Here is a 16314-nt window from a genome sequence, read left to right as displayed (position 1 = left end):
CCGCCGCCCCGCAGACCGGACAGGCCAGCCGGGCCGTATCGCACGACACCTCGAAGTGGATCGCCCCCTCATCCGGACGAAACGACACGCTGTCTACCGCCCACGGCGGCGTCAGCCCCAAAGCCTGGGTGAAGAGTTGTTCTTGCATCCGCCAAGGCTGACATCATCCGGCGGCCCGTTCCACACCAGACGCGATGGAGCCTGGGTGTCGCGGCTGCGGATGGTCTTGACCGCCTGCGGTACAAACGCCAGCGTGGTGCAGGTGGCCGCCAGCGCGCCCAGCCATTCCAGACTCATGGGCTGACCACCGCACGGCCGTCGCGGCGATACACGGTGCCGGCCTTCATCACGAAAGCAACCTTTTGCATCACGTCGATATCGGCCAGTGGGTCGCCATCGACCGCGATGATGTCGGCATATTTGCCCGCCGCGATGCTGCCGAGATCAGCGGATTTCTTCAGCAGCGCGGCGGCGTGCACGGTCGCCGCCTGCAGCGCATAGGCCGCCGGGATGCCGGCATCGACCATGTAGCGGAACTCGCGGGCGTTCTCGCCGTGCGGATACACCCCGGCATCGGTGCCGAAGGCGATCCTGACACCGGCCTTGTAGGCGCGGCCGGCGGTGGCCTGGATGATCGGGCCGACCTGCTGGGCTTTGGCGGCGACCTGCGGCGGGTAATAGCCAGGCACCTTTGCTTTTTCGCCGACGTACTTGCCGGCAATGATGGTGGGCACATACCAGGTGCCGCGCTGCTTCATCAGCCGCATGTCGGCGTCGTCCATGAAGGTGCCGTGCTCGATCGAATCGACGCCACCTTCCACCGCCCGGCGGATGCCCTCGGCACCATGCGCGTGGGCAGCCACGGTGAAGCCGTAATCGTGCGCTGCGGCGACCACGGCCTTGATCTCGTCGAGGGTCAGCTGCGGGTTGTCGGCGCTGGCGCTTTCGTCCAGCACGCCGCCGGAGGGCATGATCTTGATCAGGTCGGCGCCGTCCTTGTAGTGCTGGCGCACGGCTTTCCAGGCATCGTCCACGCCGTTGATGATGCCGTCCTTGGGGCCGGGGTCGCCGGCCAGATCCTTGCGGTAGCCGTCGGTGCCGTCGGCATGGCCGCCGGTGGAGCCGATCGCAGGGCCGGCGGTGAAGATGCGCGGACCCGGGATCACCCCGGCTTCGATGGCGTTGCGCAGGGCAATCGATTCGCCGTTGCCGTCGCCGAGGTTGCGCACCGTGGTGAAGCCCGCCTGCAGGGTGCGCTGGGCGTAGACGGTGGACCGGATTGCGTAGTCGGCCACGTTCCAGCGGAACTGGTCGGAATAGCTGGTCGGGCTGGATTGCGAGGTCAGGTGGACGTGGCTGTCGATCAGCCCTGGCAGGCAGGTGGCCTGCCCCAGCTCGATGGCGTTGGCGCCGGCGGGCAGGGCGATGGCGCCGGGCTGCACCGAAACGATGCGCGCCCCGCGCACCACGATGCTGCTCTCGCCCAGCATGCGCCCGGTGTCGGCATCGAACAGGCGGCCGCAGTGCAGCACGGTCACGGCAGTCGCGTCCCCGCTGTCGGGGTTGGCGGCCAGGGCCGGCAGGCAGGCCAGGGTCAGCAGTACGGCAAAGGCGGATCGCGACATGGCGGCAGGTTCCATCGGGTGGCAGAGTGGTCTGCATCATAGCGGCATGGCAGCCCGTGCTGCGCTGCGGTAGGCTGTCGGCCCCGTTGCATTTGGCGTCCATGCCTGTCAGTCCCGTGTCTACCGAAACCGCTGCTTACGATCCCCGCGCCGTCGAATCCGCCGCCCAGGCGTTCTGGGACCGCACCCGCGCATTCGAGGTCGTCGAAGACCCCGCCAAGCCCAAGTTCTACTGCCTGTCGATGCTGCCGTACCCATCGGGCGCGCTGCATGTGGGGCATGTGCGCAACTACACCATTGGCGATGTGATCAGCCGCTACAAGCGGATGACCGGCTACAACGTGTTGCAGCCGATGGGCTGGGATGCGTTCGGCCTGCCTGCCGAAAACGCCGCGATCAAGAACAAGACCGCGCCGGCCAAATGGACCTACGCCAACATCGACCACATGCGCAGCCAGCTCAAGGCGCTGGGCTATGCCATCGACTGGAGCCGCGAGTTCGCCACCTGCAAGCCGGACTACTACGTCCACGAGCAGCGCATGTTCGTGCGCCTGCTCAAGAAGGGGCTGGCCTATCGCAAGAACAGCGTGGTGAACTGGGACCCGGTGGATCAGACCGTGCTGGCCAACGAGCAGGTCATCGATGGTCGCGGCTGGCGCACCGGCGCCCTGGTGGAAAAGCGCGAGATCCCGCAGTGGTTCCTGCGCATCACCGATTACGCCCAGGAGCTGCTGGACGAGCTGGATCGACTGCCCGGCTGGCCGGAGTCGGTCAAGACCATGCAGCGCAACTGGATCGGCCGCAGCGAGGGGCTGGAGATCCAGTTTGCGGTCGATGGCGAGCCGGAGCCGCTGACCGTGTTCACCACCCGCCCCGATACCTTGATGGGCGTGACCTTCCTCAGCATCGCCGGCGAGCACCCGCTGGCGCAGAAGGCGGCACAGGGCAACCCAGCGCTGGCGGCATTTCTGGAGGAGCTGAAGAAGGGCGGAGTGTCCGAGGCGGAGCTGGAGACGCAGGAAAAACGCGGCATGGCCACCGGGCTGTGGGCGCGCCATCCGCTCACCGGCGAAGACCTGCCGATCTATGTCGCCAACTTCGTGCTGATGAGCTACGGCACGGGCGCCGTGATGGCGGTACCGGCGCACGACCAGCGCGACTGGGAGTTCGCCAAGGCCTACGGGTTGCCGGTGAAGCCGGTGGTGGTGGATGCCGCCACCCGCGATGCCCTGCGCGAGATCACCCACCATGTGCAGGACCACGACGACCCGATGGCGGTGGCGCTGGGCCAGCATGGCGCGATCGATGTGGTGGAGATCGATGCCGCGGTGGCGGTGGTGCGCGAGTATCTGCGCCGCATCGACGAGGACGGCGCCCACACCGAGCGCGGCTGGCTGATCAACTCCGGCCCGTTCGATGGGCTGGAGTTCCAGGCGGCCTTCGATGCCATTGCTGCCGAGGTGGAGCGGCGCGGCATTGGCCGCCGACGGGTCAACTTCCGCCTGCGCGACTGGGGCGTGAGCCGGCAGCGTTACTGGGGCTGTCCGATTCCGGTGATCTACTGCCCCGATTGCGGGGTGGTGCCGGTTCCGGAAGACCAGCTGCCGGTGGTGCTGCCGGAGGATGTGGCCGATGCTTTTGCCAGCGGCAACGTGCATTCGCCGCTGAAAACCAACCCGGAATGGCGCAAGACCACCTGCCCGCAGTGTGGCGGGCCTGCCGAGCGCGAAACCGACACCTTCGACACCTTCATGGAGTCGAGCTGGTACTACGCCCGCTACACCTCGCCGGGCGCCGCCGACATGGTGGACGAACGCGCCAACTACTGGCTGCCGGTGGATCAGTACATCGGCGGGATCGAGCACGCGATCCTGCACCTGATGTATTTCCGCTTCTACCACAAGCTGCTGCGCGACGCAGGCCTGGTGCACTGCGATGAGCCGGCCACGCACCTGTTGACCCAGGGCATGGTGGTCGCCGACACCTTCTACCGCGAACGCGAGGATGGCAGCCGCGAGTGGTTCAATCCGGCCGATGTGGAGTGGCGGATGTGGCAGCCGGAGCCGGTGCCCATGCCCACCCTCGACGGTACGCTCGACCCGATGCCGCTGCCGCCGCCGGTGCTGACGCCAGTGCTGAAGTCAGATGGCCAGCCGGTCCTGCGTGGCGGCACCGAAAAAATGTCGAAGTCCAAGAACAACGGCGTCGATCCGCAGATGCTGGTGGACAAATACGGGGCGGATACGGTGCGGCTGTTCTCGATGTTTGCCGCACCGCCGGAACAGTCGCTGGAATGGAGCGATGCCGGAGTGGAAGGTATGTCGCGGTTCCTGCGCCGGCTCTGGCGCGAGGTGCATGCCCATGCCGCCCAGCCCGATCATCCCCAGGTCGATCCGGCCGCGCTTGATGCGCGCCAGAAGACCCTGCGCCGGCAGGTGCACGAGACCATCGCCAAGGTCGGTGACGACTATGGCCGTCGGCATAGTTTCAATACCGCCATCGCCGCGCTGATGGAGCTGCTCAACCACGTCGCCAAGTTCGATGACATGAGCGATCAGGGGCGCGCTGTGCGGCACGAGGCCTTCGAGGCCATCGTGCTGCTGCTCAACCCGATCACCCCGCACATTTGCCACGCGCTGTGGCAGGTGCTCGGGCATCCGGAAACCCTGCTGGAGGACATCCCCTTCCCGCAGCCGGATCCGGCGGCGCTGGTGCGCGATACCGTCACCCTGGCGGTGCAGGTCAACGGCAAGCTGCGTGGCACTGTCGAGGTGGCCCCGGAGGCACCCCGCGAGGCGATCGAGGCGGCCGCCCTGGCATTGCCGCAGGTGGCCAATCAACTCAATGGACAGGCCCCGAAGAAGGTGATCGTGGTGCCGGGCAAGATCGTCAATGTGGTGCTGTAAGCCGCGACCGTCCCCCGCATCCGGACAGGGGCGCGCTAGACTTGCCGGCATGACCCTGCGCCGTGCCGTCTTCGTCCTGTGTGCCCTGCTGCTGTCCGGCTGCGGCTTCCATCTGCGCAACGCGCTCAACCTGCCGGCCAATCTGGGGCCAGTGCGGGTGATCACGGCCGACCGCTACAGCCCGCTGGGCGATTTGCTGGCGGATGGGCTGCGTCGTGCCGGCGCCACCCCGGCCGACCCCAATGCCAGCACCGATGTGGCCACCTTGCAGGTGATTTCCGAGCACTGGGCGGACACGCCGATCAGCAACGATCAGTCTGGCCGCGCCCAGGAATACATGCTGCGCTATGCCGTGGTGTTCAGCCTGCAACGCGCCGATGGCAGCATCGCGGTGCCGCAGCAGGCGGTCGAGCTGTCGCGTGACTATCTGGCGCCGGCCACCGACCTGCTCGGCAAGGCCAGTGAGCGCGAGTTGCTGATGCGCGAGCTGCAGCGTGACATGGCCGCCTCCATCCTGCGCCGGGTGGACGCCGCATCGGCGCCACGTCCCGGCCCCTGAGCGCCGCCGGCGCCATGGAACTGAGCCTCGACCGCCTGTCCGCCCAGCTTGACAGCGAGCCGCTGCGTCCGGCCTATCTGGTGGCCAGCAGTGAGCCGCTGCTGGTGCTGGAGGCCGCAGATGCGGTGCGTGCTGCGGCGCGTGCGCAGGGGATTGCTGAGCGTGAAGTGCACGACATGGAGGGCCGCGAGGCCGACTGGAATGCCCTGTACGCCTCGCTGCAGGCGCCCAGCCTGTTTGCCAGCCGGCGGCTGGTGGAGATCCGCCTGCCCACCGGCAAGCCTGGCACCGAGGGCGCCAAGCTGATCGTCGATTTTTGCGCTGCACCGCCTGCGGATGTGGTGCTGCTGGTGATCGCCGGGGAGTGGAGCAAAGCCCATGCCGGCAAATGGAGCCAGGCCATCGCCAAGGTGGGGCACGTGGCCATCGGCTGGCCGATCAAGCCGCACGAGCTGGGCGGCTGGTTGGGTGCCCGGCTACGCCGGGCCGGGATCAAGGCCACTCCGGACGCGGTGGCGCGGCTGGCGCAGCGGGTGGAAGGCAATCTGCTGGCGGCGGCCCAGGAAGTGGACAAGCTGGTGTTGCTGGCCCAGGGCCGCGACGAGGTGCTGGACGTGGAGCGCATGGACGCCTTGGTGGCCGATTCGGCGCGCTTTGATGTGTTTCGTCTGATGGAGGCTGCGCTTGCCGGGCAGCCGGCGCAGGTGGCGCGGGTGCTGGCCGGGCTGCGCGCCGAAGGCGAGCCGATCCAGGCCCTGATGGGCATGGTCTGTCGCGAGCTGGGGCTGCTGGCCAGGTTGTCGCAGGCGCACAACTTTGCGGCCGCCTGCAAGGCGCTGGGCATCTGGGAATCCCGGCAGGCCGCCTACAAACGCGCGCTGGCACGGCACTCACCGGCACGCTGGCAATGGCTGCTGGCCGAGGCGGGCCGGGTGGACCGGATTTCCAAAGGGCGCCATCTGCCCGGGCAGGAGTCGGCGGATGCCTGGCTGCAGCTGGAGCGCCTGCTGCTGGCGGTCGCGGCTTCGCAGGCCGTGCGCCTGCTGGCGTCCTGACCGCGGTGGGCAGCATGTTGCGGGTGTATTACGGCGGCAGTTTCGATCCTGTCCACAACGGTCATCTGGCCGTCGCGCGCGCCGCCCGCGATGGGTTGCAGGCCGAGGTCTGGTTGGTGCCGGCGGCGGATCCGCCCCACAAGGCCAAGACCCACGCGCCGGCCGCGGTGCGTGCCGAGCTGCTGGCGCTGGCGGTGGCCGGCGAGCCGAGTTTGCATGTGGAGCGCTGCGAACTGCAGCGGTCAGGCCCGTCCTACACGGTGGACACCCTGACGGCCCTGCGCGCCGACCTTGGCGCGCAGGCGCCGCTGGCCTGGCTGGTCGGCAGCGACGCGCTGTTGCAGCTACACACCTGGCACCGCTGGCAATCGCTGTTTGCACTGGCCCATGTGGTGGTGGTGCAGCGCCCGGATGCCACGCTGGATGCGGCCCGGTTGCGGCAGCAGGCCCCGGCGGTGCTGGCCGAAATCAGCCAACGCTGGCTGCCGCCGGATGCGCTTCAGGACAGCCCGGCGGGTGGTTTCTGCCTGTTGACGCTGCCGACGCTGCGGCCGGAATCCTCCACCGAGCTGCGCCGTCGCATCGCCGCCGGTGAGCCCTGGCGGGACTGGGTGCCGGAGGCGGTTGCAGACCGCATCGAGGCACTCAAGTTGTATCGCTGAGCCGCCGCTATACTCATCAGGTTTCTACGGAAGTCACGCCCTTGGTCACCACCGCCCACGTCATCAAAACCCGTCTGCCTGCCCCGCCACCCTCGGTCGATGCCTTGCTCAAAGCCGTGCACGACGGCCTGGGCGAACTCAAGGCCAACGATGTTGTCGAGCTGGACGTGCGCGGCAAAAGCAGCGTCTGCGATTTCATGGTCGTGGCCTCCGGCACCTCGACCCGCCACGTCAAGGCGGTGGCCGACGAAGTGATCAAGTTCGCCAAGCGGCTTGATGTCACGCCCCTTGGCGTCGAGGGTGAGCGTGAGGCGGAATGGGTGCTGGTGGATCTGGGGGATGTGGTGGTGCACGTCATGCTGCCCCGCATCCGCGAGTTCTATGCCTTAGAGCGCCTGTGGTCGGTGGGGGATCAGCCACCGGCAGACGTGGGGCCGGGCGGGGACTAAAGCATATGCAGGCGCCTGCGCCTGCCCCGCGACGCCAGCCATGAAAGCCCGCCTGATCGCCGTTGGTGACCGCGCCCCGGATTGGGTGACGGCGGGCTTTGCCGACTATCGCAAACGGCTGTCGCACTGGTTGCCGCTGGAACTGGTGGAGATCGCACCGGGACTGCGCGGCAAGGGGCGTGACACCGCCCGGGCCATTGACGAAGAAGGTGCGCGCGTGCTGGCGGCGTTGCCACGGCAGGCCCATGTGGTGGCACTGGAGGGGCGTGGCCGGATGTACAGCTCCGAACAGCTGGCGCAGCGGCTGGAACACTGGCGCGGGCAGGGGCGTGACCTGGTGTTTTTGATCGGCGGGCCGGAAGGGCATGCCCCTGAGGTTCTCGCCCGCGCCGATGAGCAGTGGTCGTTGGGGCCGCTGACCCTGCCGCACATGCTGGTGCGGCTCGTGCTTGCCGAACAGCTCTACCGCGCCTGCGCGCTGCTGGCCCATCACCCCTACCACCGGGCCTGAAGCTGCGCGGATCAGCCGCGCAATCGGCCCAGCAGCCCGCCCGTTCGACCGGTTTCAGAAGGCGGCGTCGGTGTTGCAGGCGCTGGCACCACATGCCCACTGGCCAGGTGAGCGTTGATGAACTCGCTGACGTCTTCGTGCGACACGCCGGCGGATTGTGCGATGGCGTCAACATCGGCGGGCCCCTTGCTCATCGCCGTGGCGATCCGGAAGTGGCGGGGGTATTCGCGCTCGATCTGCGGCCATTTCTGTAGCAGATAGACGCCTGTGACGGGCGTGCCGGAGAGCAGGCCGCCCAACCAGCGCAGGCGCTGCAGCGGTTGCGGCGGGCCCAGGCGGGCGCTTTGCGCATCCCAGTCCGTCGCCTCCATGGGTTCGAAATCGGCCGCCTGCAACGGACGGGTGAAATGCGGAACCAGCGGCTTGAGCCGACTGCTGCCATGCCAGAGGCCCTGGCGCACATCCAGCAGCAGCGGCGGGGCCTCCGGATGGGTGAGCCGCACCCGCCCGGCGGGAAGCCCGACGGCGAGCCATTCGGCCAGTGGCCGCGCCGATGCCTGCGTGGGCGCAGGCGGGGTGTGTGCAGGGATGGCGGGCACAGGCAGAACCGGAAACTCAGGAACTGTCGGCGCCGGGAGTGGGGCTTGGGGTTCTGGGGCGCTGTCAGGGGTGGCCAGCGACTCGGCTGGGCTGGCGTCATCCGCCGCTGTGTCGATGGTGGCGTCGCTGGTCTGGGTGGCGGCTTCCGGTGCACTGTCAGCGGCACCCTGGATGTCATCTGCGGCGGCCGTGGGCGCGGGCGTGTGGGGCGGCTCCGCGGCCGCCTTCAGGGCGGCATCAATCTCGATTTCACTGAGCAGCACAGCCAGGTCGCTGGCGGTGACAGGGTGCGGCAGACGGTAATCGGTTTGCGGTCGATCGACCGAGGTCAGCCCGATCACCTTGCGTCCCAGCCCATGCAGGCGCAGCCAACTGATCGGGCCATACAGACTGTCCATGTCCACGATGACGAAATCCGCCTGCTCGCTCTCCACCAGCGTCCAGCGTCCGCCCAACTCGCTGTTGGCGACCTTGAACGCCGCGATGACGTCTGCTTCGAGCTGGCGATCCATGCCGGTAATGCCTAAGGTCCATGCCATGGCGGGGAATCCTTGCCACAGGGTCGGCAGACAGTGTTGCCGGTGTCGGCGGGCTGGTCAATGTGCCTGACCGGTCAGCGCCGTTCTAAGTCTGGCATTGAGACGTTGATAGGCGGTCAAGACAGAGTCGTTTCGGCATCCGCGCGGGGACACGATGCGGCACGAAGGGAGCCAGTGGTTCCGTTGGCAGCCCATGCCAATGCCGCCTCCGCCAATGCCACGCCGATCGCTGCGGCTTCGAGGTACACGCAGACGCCGGGCTGACGACGCAGCTGCTCGGCGTCGTGTTCATTGGCGCAGACGGCGATGATGGGGAGATCGGGGCGATGTTGGCGCACGGTTGCCACGGTGTGCTGTGCCGGGATCGGCTGACGGTAGGTCACGATCAGCAGGCGTGCCCGCTCAAGCCCTGCGGCCAGCAGACTGGCGGAACGGCTGGCATCGCCATAGCACACCGGCGCACCGGATGCGCGGGCGTCCTGCGCCTGCGCGTCGTTGGCTTCCAGCAGCAGATGCGGCACCCCGCGTTCGCGCAAGGCGTGGCTGACCGCCAGCCCCAGCCGGCCGGCGCCGCAGACGATGATGTGATCCTGCAACTGGCAGGCGTGCACTGCGATGTCGCTTTCCTCGGCCTGCGGCGGCTGCGTCAGCAGTGTGGTGTGGGTCAGCAGACCGGCCCAGCGTTCATGCTGGCGGATCAGCAACGGTGCGACGGCCATGCTCAACACCAAGGCCACCAGGGCCGGCTGGGCGATGGCGGCGGGGATCAGCTGGTGTTGCAGTGCCATGCCCAGCAATAGCAGGGCGAACTCGCCGCCGTGGCCGAGTGCGATTGCGGTGCGCCAGGCATCGACCGAGGACAGCCGGGCCATGCGCAGGGCCAGATAGTTCAGCCCCATTTTCAGCGGGATCAGCGTGGCCAGGCCGGCCAGAACAAGAAGCGGCGAGGCCACGATCCGGGTGGGGTCCAGCTGCAGGCCGAGGGTCACGAAAAACAGGCCCGAGAGCACGTCGCGGAACGGTTTGAGGTGCCGTTCCATGTGGTGGCGGGAGTCGCTCTCGCCTAACACCATGCCGGCAAGGAACGCACCGAGGGCGGCAGAAACACCGACTCCATGGGCGGCAGCGGCGGCGGCAATGACCACGCTCAGCGAGACCAGCACGAAGCTTTCTTCCGACCCCTGCCGCGCGACCCAGGCCAGCAGTTCATGCAGGACGCGACGGGCCACCACGGCCGCCACGACGAACAGGGCCAGCACGCCGGCGACTTCGCCAAGGATGCGTAATGGGCTGACCGTTTCGCCGCGTGCCCAGATCGCGATCAATGCCAGCAGTGGCACGCTGGCCAGATCCTGGAACACCAGCACGGCGATGGCCGTGCGGCCGTGGCGGGTGGTCAGTTCACCCTGTTCGGACAGTTGCCGGGCGACCAGTGCGGTCGAGGACATGGCCGCTGCTGCGCCGAGCAGAGCGGCGCCTGCCGGCGGCAGCCCCAGCCACCACAGGGCCAGCCCGACCGGGGTGGCCACCAGCAGCATCTGCAGCGATCCGGCCAGTAGTACGGTTCTGCGGGTCAGCCAGAAATGGCTGAGGGAAAACTCCAGGCCCACCATGAACAGCAGCAGCGCCACGCCCAGCTCCGAGAGAAACGTCAGTGCCGGGCCCGGGACGATCCAGGCCAGCAGGGCCGGGCCCAGCAGCACGCCCACGCCCAGATAGCCCAGCAATGAGGGGATATGCAGCCGGGCGGTCAGCAGGGCGGCGAGGCTGCATGCAGCGACCAGGATCAGGGTTGGCGTCAGCAGATCGGCGTTCATGGCTCAGGGTTGATGGAACCCGGCATGCCACCGGGCTGAGAGAAAAAAGTCGGATATTGCTGGCGAATAACGCGAAACCGGCCCGTACGGGCCGGAGTGTGCGCCATCAATGCGACGCGTGCCACGCGCAGGTCATGCGGTGGCACGCGTTGAGATTGGCAGATTAGAAGCCCGCCTGGCGCAGATGCGCGTCGAAAAACGCGCGCGCATGCGCCAGCAGGCGTTCGGCGTGTGCCAGTTCCAGATCCAGCACGGCAGCGATGTCCGCCATTGCCAGCCGCTCCAGTTCGGCCAGCATCCAGACCCGGCGCCAGACGATGGGCAAGCCGACCAGCCGCCCCAGCCCATAGTCGCGGGCGCTGGTGTCGTCCGTGCACGTTGCGTCGGTCTCGATGGCCGGCAGGGTGTCGTCGGCAACGACGTCGCTGAGTTGCAACGCCTCGTCCGGCTGGTAGAACTCGTAGAGCTCTTCCTGCACCATGGCCTCGGCCTGATCGATAGCGTCTTGTTCGGGGCTGGATTGCAGCGACACGATTTCGCCGTGCCTGCGGCGCGCCTCGACCTCGGCATCCAGCACCCGGAAGGCCTCGCGCAGCAGCTCGCGCAGCAGCGTCTCTGCCGGGCGATCCGCTTGCCCTTGCGCCAGTACGGACAGTACGGCTTCATCGACCACGTCCTGCACGCTGGGGTCTTGCGAGGGCAGCTCGCCGCTGGCGCGCAGATAGGCGAGTTCGCGCCGGACGATCCGCGTCAGCTGCGGCAACAGCGGCTCGATGCCATGGCGGGTCTGCGTCTGCACCTGCTCCGGCACTGCGGCCTGGGCGACCTTGAGTTGGCGCAGCCGGGCCCGGCGTGCCTTGCGGCGGTAGTCTGCCTGGCCATGCAGCCGCTCCTTGTGCTTCTTCACCTCGCGCAACAGGCGTTTTTCGGCCTCGGCAAGCGCGCTTTGGATGTCGATGGCCTCACCGTGGGCGACCAGAACATCCTTGCGCGGCAGGTGCAGGCGCAAGTGCGCGGTGCACTTGGCGGCGCCCTTGCTGTGATGCTTGACGGTGGCATGCAGATGCAGGTCACCGGGGTATCCGGCCAGCAGTGGTCCGAGGTGTTCGCGTGCCCAGGCCTCGACGGCGGCATGCAGGGATTGATGGGCAGCGTGATCGCTGCCCTCGTGGGTCAGAGTGATCTTGAGCATGGTGCAATTCCTGTGTGGGAAAACGTGAGACATGTCAGGCCTGCGGCCCGGAGGTTGACACTGATGGCCGTGCAAGATCGACGGTCAGCCGCTGGATGTCCTGCTCGTCCAGTGTTTCCCGCGCCAGCAGCTCGCGTGCGCAGCGCTCCAGCACCTCGCGGTTGGTTTGCAGAATGCGGAAGGCGTGCTCGAAGGCGCCCATCACGATGGCGCGGATCGCCGCGTCGATGCGTGCCTGGGTGGACTCGGCCACGCGGCAGCCGCCGGCCGCCAGCTCCGGCACATCCAAAAAGCGTGGCCGCTGCGCTTCGAAGGCGATGTAGCCCAGATCCTCGTCCATACCGAAGCGCGTGATCATGTCGCGGGCGATGTCGGTGGCACGCGCCAGGTCGTCGGCGGCGCCGGTGGACAGCTCGCCGAACACCAGTTTTTCCGCCGCACGCCCGCCCAGCAGCACGGCGATCTTGTGTTCCAGGTCGGCACGCGTCATCAGGAAGCGATCCTCGGTGGGGCGCTGCAAGGTGTAACCCAGGGCGCCGATACCGCGTGGAATGATGGACACCTTGTGCACCGGGTCGGTGCCGGGCAGGGACAGCGCCACCAGCGCGTGGCCCATCTCGTGGTAGGCCACCGTCTCGCGCTCCTTCGGGTTGAGCACGCGGCTCTTCTTCTCCAGCCCGGCGACGATGCGCTCGATGGCGGCGGTAAAGTCCTGCAGTTCAACCGCCTGCGCCTTGCGTCGCGTGGCGGCCAGCGCCGCCTCGTTGACCAGGTTGGCCAGATCGGCACCGGAAAACCCGGTGGTCAGCGCCGCGACCTGTTCCAGATCGACATCTGCGGCCAGTTTGATCTTGCGCACGTGCACCTTGAGGATGTCCAGCCGGCCTTTTTTGTCGGGCCGATCCACCAGCACCTGACGGTCGAAGCGTCCAGCGCGCAGCAGCGCCGGGTCGAGGATCTCCGGCCGGTTGGTGGCGGCCAGGATGATGAGCCCGACCGAGCTGTCGAAGCCGTCCATTTCGGTCAGTAGCTGGTTGAGCGTCTGCTCGCGCTCGTCGTGCCCGCCCACGGGGCCACCGACGCCACGCGCACGGCCCAGCGCGTCGAGCTCGTCGATGAAGATGATGGCCGGGGCGTGGGCGCGTGCCTGCTCGAACAGATCGCGCACGCGCGCCGCGCCGACACCCACGAACATCTCGACGAACTCCGAGCCCGAGATGGAGAAGAAGGGCACCCCCGCTTCACCGGCTACCGCCTTGGCCAGCAGCGTCTTGCCGGTGCCCGGCGGGCCCACCAGCAGCACGCCTTTGGGGATGTGCGCGCCCAGCCGCCCGTAGTCCTGCGGGTTCTTCAGGAACTCGACGATTTCCACCAGCTCGGCCTTGGCCTCGTCCACGCCGGCGACATCGGCAAAACTCACCCCGGTGTTCTTCTCCACGTACACCTTGGCGCGGCTTTTGCCGATGTTCAAAAAGCCACCCGCGCCTTGCTTTTCGGCAAAGCGGCGGAACAGGAAGAACCAGACACCAAAAAACGCCAGCGCCGGCAGCACCCACGACAGGATGTCGCGCAGCCAGGTGTTTTCCACCACCCGGGCGTAGGGCACGTTGTATTTCGACAGGCGCTCGGCCAGGTCTGGCTCGACGCGCGTGGCCACCAGCGTGGTTTTGCCGCGTGCGTCCGGGGCTTTCAGTTTGCCGGTGATCAGGCGATCCGAGACCAGCACTTCGGCCACACGGCCTTGCGCCAGCGCTTTCTCGAATTCGCTATACGGCACCGGCTCGACCTGGGTGGCGGTCTGCCAGTAGCTTTGCAGCATCACGAGCGACAGCAGGGCAAACAACCAGTAGCCCAGATTCCATTGGTTTTTCCGTTCCATCCAGAACACTCCTGGCAGTCAGATTGCGTGGCCCCGTAGGGTGAAAAGGCGGCCGACTTCGATGTGCCGCTGGTCAGGCAGCGTCAGCGTGTGCACAAGCACACCCCCAGACAGCGGGCTGCCTAGACGTGGGGGCGGGGCATAAGAACTTCAACGGGCGCGTGCAAGCCCCGCTGGCAGCATCGACGTCGAAAAATCGGGCGGGCGAAGACGCAGCAAGCCGGCCCGACGTTACCATGCCGCGATTGCGGGCGTCGATCACCACGGGAGGATAGGGAAATGCCAGATCCAACACAGCCAGCCAGCGCGATGGCCGCTACGTCCAGTCAGACGCAGCGCCCGCGGGTGGCGGTGTTCAGTACCCGAAGCTACGACCGCACCAGCCTGACCGACGCCGATCCCGGCCAGCAAATCGACTGGGTGTTTTTCGACCAGCGGCTGGATGCCACAACGGTCGGCGCCGCCGAGGGCGCGCTGGCCGTGTGCGTGTTCGTCAACGATCAGGTCGATGCCGTCGTCGTGCGGCAACTGGCCGCCATGGGCGTGCGCCTGGTGCTGCTGCGCTGCGCCGGGTTCAACAACGTCGATCTGGTCGCGGCGGCCGAAGCCGGCGTGGCGGTGGCGCGGGTGCCGGAATACTCGCCGCATGCCGTGGCCGAACACACCCTGGCCTTGCTGCTGGCTTTAAACCGCAAGATCCACCGCGCCTACAACCGGGTGCGCGAGGGCAACTTTGCGCTGGATGGCCTGCTGGGCTTTGATCTGCACGGCAAGACCATCGGCGTGGTGGGCACTGGCCGCATCGGCGCGACGTTCTGCCGGATTCTGACCGGCTTTGGGGTGCATCTGCTGGCAACCGACCCGGCCCCCAGTGAGGCAGTCCGCGCCATGGGGGTGCAGTACGTCGAACTCAATGAGTTGCTGGAGCGCAGCGACGTGGTGTCACTGCATTGCCCGCTGACCCCGGCCACCCGCCACCTGATCGACGAAGCGGCACTGGCGCGGATGAAACCGGGCGCCATGCTGCTCAATACCAGCCGCGGCGCGGTGGTGGATGCCAAGGCGTTGATTCGCGTGCTCAAATCCGGCCAGCTTGGGGCGCTGGGGCTGGATGTGTACGAAGAAGAAGCCCACCTGTTTTTCCGCGACCTGTCCGGACAGGTGCTGCAGGACGACGTGTTTGCCCGCCTGCTCACTTTTCCCAATGTGCTGATCACCGGTCACCAGGGTTTTTTCACCCGGGAAGCACTCGCCGCCATTGCGGCGACAACGGTCGATAACCTGCATCAGTTCCTGGCCACCGGCCAGCCGCGACACCCCGTGTCGGTGGAGCGGATTGCGTAGGGGCGGGGCGTCGGTGCGAGCTACCAGAAAAAGGTTCTTACTTCTGGAACGAACAGGCCCACCACAAACCAGATCGTGTGCCCAACCCAGCAGACAAGCGTGTAGAGAGCAATCTGCTCCGAATTCCATTGGAGGGCAAAGAGCCAGTCCACGATCAGCAAGGAACGCCAGCCTTCGAACCACTCGGCAGCTCCGCCCCACACCACCCACCACACGAAGGCAGTGTTCGCTAGGTACAAGGCGATCCAGAGGAAAAGGTTCATGTGGTCTAACACCTGAATTAAGTTGCGCCGCAAAGCGGCGTCGGCTTGGATGAACTGTTAGACGTCACCTGTTGAGCCTGATGCCCGTGTGCGAAACGTCACGAATTCTGACAAAACCGAGATCCGTGGGAGGAATACCGTCGAGAAAAATCGGGACGGTTGTCCATGCGCCCGGACGGAGAGATTCATTCAAAGTGACCTCTTTGGACTTAACCGACTCATTGTCTGGGAAGCCGTTCTCATCCACGCGACCCCACTCGATTTTGGCTTTGAGGCCTTCTACCGTCGAGTAGAGGGGGTTCCCTAGCTTCAGTGCAACTTTTGATCCATTCGCATAGGGAGCAATGTCTGCAATTTGGATGGTCAAGGTTCCGAGGTCATAGCGGACGACGGAGTATCCGCTGTCGCCGGGCTGCAAGTAAGCAATCCCGTCAAGATCCTTTACGAGATTGTTTAGGTCATCTTGCTGCTGCTTTTCCTGGAGCTTGCTCAATTGGTCTTTGACGGCACGCAATTCTTCTTTCATCGCAATGAGCTGCGAATCAGATGAGGCAGAAGACTGTGTAGAAGTGCAACCAGCAGAAAAAGGCTCAATCGCGATTCCAGTGGAAACGGTTCATGTCTGATGGGGAGCATGGAGCCAAGGGTGACGGGGTAGATGCCTGAGCTTGGCGCACAGCAGGTAGCTGATGGCGATCAGGTTGGCGTCAGTGCGATAGCCCTTGGCGCGGGCCTTGGCGGCCTGGATCTGGGCGTTGAAGGCCTCGACCTGGCCGTTGGACAGGCCGGTGTCGAAATGCCGCAGGATGCCGGTGAGGTGGTCGCGGATGGTGGCACCGAGCTTCTTGAAGGGCGTCAGCCGACACCGTCGTGCCCAAGAGACCCACTTTCGGAGCAGCGGTTCGGCGGTGGG

15 protein-coding genes and 2 pseudogenes are annotated in these 16314 nt (G+C 66.6%); 8 read left to right on the top strand and 9 right to left on the bottom strand.

Annotated elements, in window-relative coordinates:
* Positions 1 to 111: 111 nt before the first annotated feature.
* Both BUA29_RS10385 and BUA29_RS10380 read right to left on the bottom strand, forming a co-directional pair.
* Positions 112 to 297, bottom strand: coding sequence for a SemiSWEET family sugar transporter (locus BUA29_RS10385; RefSeq protein ID WP_072756487.1), 186 nt, complete (start codon positions 295 to 297; stop codon positions 112 to 114).
* Positions 294 to 1625 (bottom strand): metal-dependent hydrolase family protein, encoded by a 1332-nt coding sequence (locus tag BUA29_RS10380; protein WP_072756489.1) that lies wholly within the window; start codon positions 1623 to 1625, stop codon positions 294 to 296. The genes BUA29_RS10385 and BUA29_RS10380 overlap by 4 nt, the downstream gene beginning before the upstream one ends.
* Positions 1626 to 1726: 101 nt before the next feature.
* Between BUA29_RS10380 and leuS the strand changes: the two are divergent.
* The 7 genes and pseudogenes from leuS to rlmH form a co-directional block, all read left to right on the top strand.
* A pseudogene (gene leuS / locus BUA29_RS10375) lies at positions 1727 to 3665 on the top strand (leucine--tRNA ligase); the annotation flags it as partial.
* Positions 3666 to 3760: 95 nt separating this feature from the next.
* Positions 3761 to 4531, top strand: a pseudogene (locus tag BUA29_RS12545) (class I tRNA ligase family protein); the annotation flags it as partial.
* Positions 4532 to 4580: 49 nt separating this feature from the next.
* Positions 4581 to 5090: an LPS-assembly lipoprotein LptE gene (locus BUA29_RS10370; protein ID WP_072756485.1), complete on the top strand. Its 510-nt coding sequence runs from the start codon at positions 4581 to 4583 to the stop codon at positions 5088 to 5090.
* A gap of 14 nt (positions 5091 to 5104) precedes the next feature.
* Positions 5105 to 6145, top strand: a complete 1041-nt coding sequence (gene holA / locus BUA29_RS10365; RefSeq protein ID WP_072756484.1) for a DNA polymerase III subunit delta — start codon at positions 5105 to 5107, stop codon at positions 6143 to 6145.
* 14 nt (positions 6146 to 6159) lie between these two features.
* On the top strand, positions 6160 to 6807 hold the full coding sequence (gene nadD, locus BUA29_RS10360; RefSeq protein WP_072756483.1) for a nicotinate-nucleotide adenylyltransferase: 648 nt from the start codon (positions 6160 to 6162) through the stop codon (positions 6805 to 6807).
* Between the two features lie 41 nt (positions 6808 to 6848).
* Positions 6849 to 7256: a ribosome silencing factor gene (gene rsfS / locus BUA29_RS10355; RefSeq protein ID WP_072756482.1), complete on the top strand. Its 408-nt coding sequence runs from the start codon at positions 6849 to 6851 to the stop codon at positions 7254 to 7256.
* Between the two features lie 40 nt (positions 7257 to 7296).
* Positions 7297 to 7767, top strand: coding sequence for a 23S rRNA (pseudouridine(1915)-N(3))-methyltransferase RlmH (gene rlmH / locus BUA29_RS10350; RefSeq protein ID WP_072756481.1), 471 nt, complete (start codon positions 7297 to 7299; stop codon positions 7765 to 7767).
* 11 nt (positions 7768 to 7778) lie between these two features.
* Here the strand turns inward: rlmH and BUA29_RS10345 are convergent, their stop codons facing one another.
* The 4 genes from BUA29_RS10345 to ftsH all read right to left on the bottom strand — a co-directional run bounded on the left by BUA29_RS10345 (position 7779) and on the right by ftsH (position 13794).
* A complete protein-coding gene (locus BUA29_RS10345) occupies positions 7779 to 8906 on the bottom strand; it encodes a hypothetical protein (protein WP_143148909.1) in 1128 nt (375 codons plus the stop codon).
* A 116-nt stretch (positions 8907 to 9022) separates the two neighbouring features.
* The gene (locus BUA29_RS10340) at positions 9023 to 10723 is read right to left on the bottom strand and encodes a cation:proton antiporter domain-containing protein (RefSeq protein ID WP_072756479.1); all 1701 of its coding nucleotides are present in this window, start codon (positions 10721 to 10723) and stop codon (positions 9023 to 9025) included.
* Between the two features lie 163 nt (positions 10724 to 10886).
* The gene (locus BUA29_RS10335) at positions 10887 to 11915 is read right to left on the bottom strand and encodes an HPF/RaiA family ribosome-associated protein (protein ID WP_072756478.1); all 1029 of its coding nucleotides are present in this window, start codon (positions 11913 to 11915) and stop codon (positions 10887 to 10889) included.
* A 34-nt stretch (positions 11916 to 11949) separates the two neighbouring features.
* A complete protein-coding gene (ftsH, locus tag BUA29_RS10330; RefSeq protein WP_072756488.1) occupies positions 11950 to 13794 on the bottom strand; it encodes an ATP-dependent zinc metalloprotease FtsH in 1845 nt (614 codons plus the stop codon).
* A gap of 309 nt (positions 13795 to 14103) precedes the next feature.
* Here ftsH and BUA29_RS10325 point away from each other — a divergent pair, with 309 nt between their 5' ends.
* The gene (locus tag BUA29_RS10325) at positions 14104 to 15138 is read left to right on the top strand and encodes a 2-hydroxyacid dehydrogenase (protein WP_072756477.1); all 1035 of its coding nucleotides are present in this window, start codon (positions 14104 to 14106) and stop codon (positions 15136 to 15138) included.
* Positions 15139 to 15158: 20 nt separating this feature from the next.
* Here the strand turns inward: BUA29_RS10325 and BUA29_RS10320 are convergent, their stop codons facing one another.
* The 3 genes from BUA29_RS10320 to BUA29_RS10310 form a co-directional block, all read right to left on the bottom strand.
* Positions 15159 to 15401 carry a hypothetical protein gene (locus tag BUA29_RS10320; RefSeq protein WP_072756476.1) on the bottom strand — a complete coding sequence of 81 codons (243 nt, stop codon included), beginning with the start codon at positions 15399 to 15401 and terminating at the stop codon, positions 15159 to 15161.
* Between the two features lie 64 nt (positions 15402 to 15465).
* Complete coding sequence (locus BUA29_RS10315) at positions 15466 to 15933, bottom strand: DUF3251 domain-containing protein (RefSeq protein WP_342741578.1); 468 nt, start codon at positions 15931 to 15933, stop codon at positions 15466 to 15468.
* 84 nt (positions 15934 to 16017) lie between these two features.
* A partial coding sequence (locus BUA29_RS10310) for a transposase (protein ID WP_143148779.1) occupies positions 16018 to 16314 on the bottom strand: 297 nt, incomplete at its 5' end.

This window comes from Thermomonas hydrothermalis (genome assembly GCF_900129205.1).
Lineage (GTDB): Bacteria > Pseudomonadota > Gammaproteobacteria > Xanthomonadales > Xanthomonadaceae > Thermomonas > Thermomonas hydrothermalis.
This window is presented reverse-complemented; position numbering and strand designations above follow the sequence as displayed.

Excerpts from the sequence above, each read along its gene's own strand:
- holA (WP_072756484.1), top strand. The coding sequence starts at position 5,105 with ATGGAACTGAGCCTCGACCGCCTGTCCGCCCAGCTTGACAGCGAGCCG.
- BUA29_RS10320 (WP_072756476.1), bottom strand. The coding sequence starts at position 15,401 with ATGAACCTTTTCCTCTGGATCGCCTTGTACCTAGCGAACACTGCCTTC.
- BUA29_RS10335 (WP_072756478.1), bottom strand. The coding sequence starts at position 11,915 with ATGCTCAAGATCACTCTGACCCACGAGGGCAGCGATCACGCTGCCCAT.
- BUA29_RS10345 (WP_143148909.1), bottom strand. The coding sequence starts at position 8,906 with ATGGCATGGACCTTAGGCATTACCGGCATGGATCGCCAGCTCGAAGCA.
- nadD (WP_072756483.1), top strand. The coding sequence starts at position 6,160 with ATGTTGCGGGTGTATTACGGCGGCAGTTTCGATCCTGTCCACAACGGT.
- BUA29_RS10380 (WP_072756489.1), bottom strand. The coding sequence starts at position 1,625 with ATGTCGCGATCCGCCTTTGCCGTACTGCTGACCCTGGCCTGCCTGCCG.
- BUA29_RS10340 (WP_072756479.1), bottom strand. The coding sequence starts at position 10,723 with ATGAACGCCGATCTGCTGACGCCAACCCTGATCCTGGTCGCTGCATGC.
- BUA29_RS10325 (WP_072756477.1), top strand. The coding sequence starts at position 14,104 with ATGGCCGCTACGTCCAGTCAGACGCAGCGCCCGCGGGTGGCGGTGTTC.
- BUA29_RS10370 (WP_072756485.1), top strand. The coding sequence starts at position 4,581 with ATGACCCTGCGCCGTGCCGTCTTCGTCCTGTGTGCCCTGCTGCTGTCC.
- rlmH (WP_072756481.1), top strand. The coding sequence starts at position 7,297 with ATGAAAGCCCGCCTGATCGCCGTTGGTGACCGCGCCCCGGATTGGGTG.
- BUA29_RS10385 (WP_072756487.1), bottom strand. The coding sequence starts at position 297 with ATGAGTCTGGAATGGCTGGGCGCGCTGGCGGCCACCTGCACCACGCTG.
- ftsH (WP_072756488.1), bottom strand. The coding sequence starts at position 13,794 with ATGGAACGGAAAAACCAATGGAATCTGGGCTACTGGTTGTTTGCCCTG.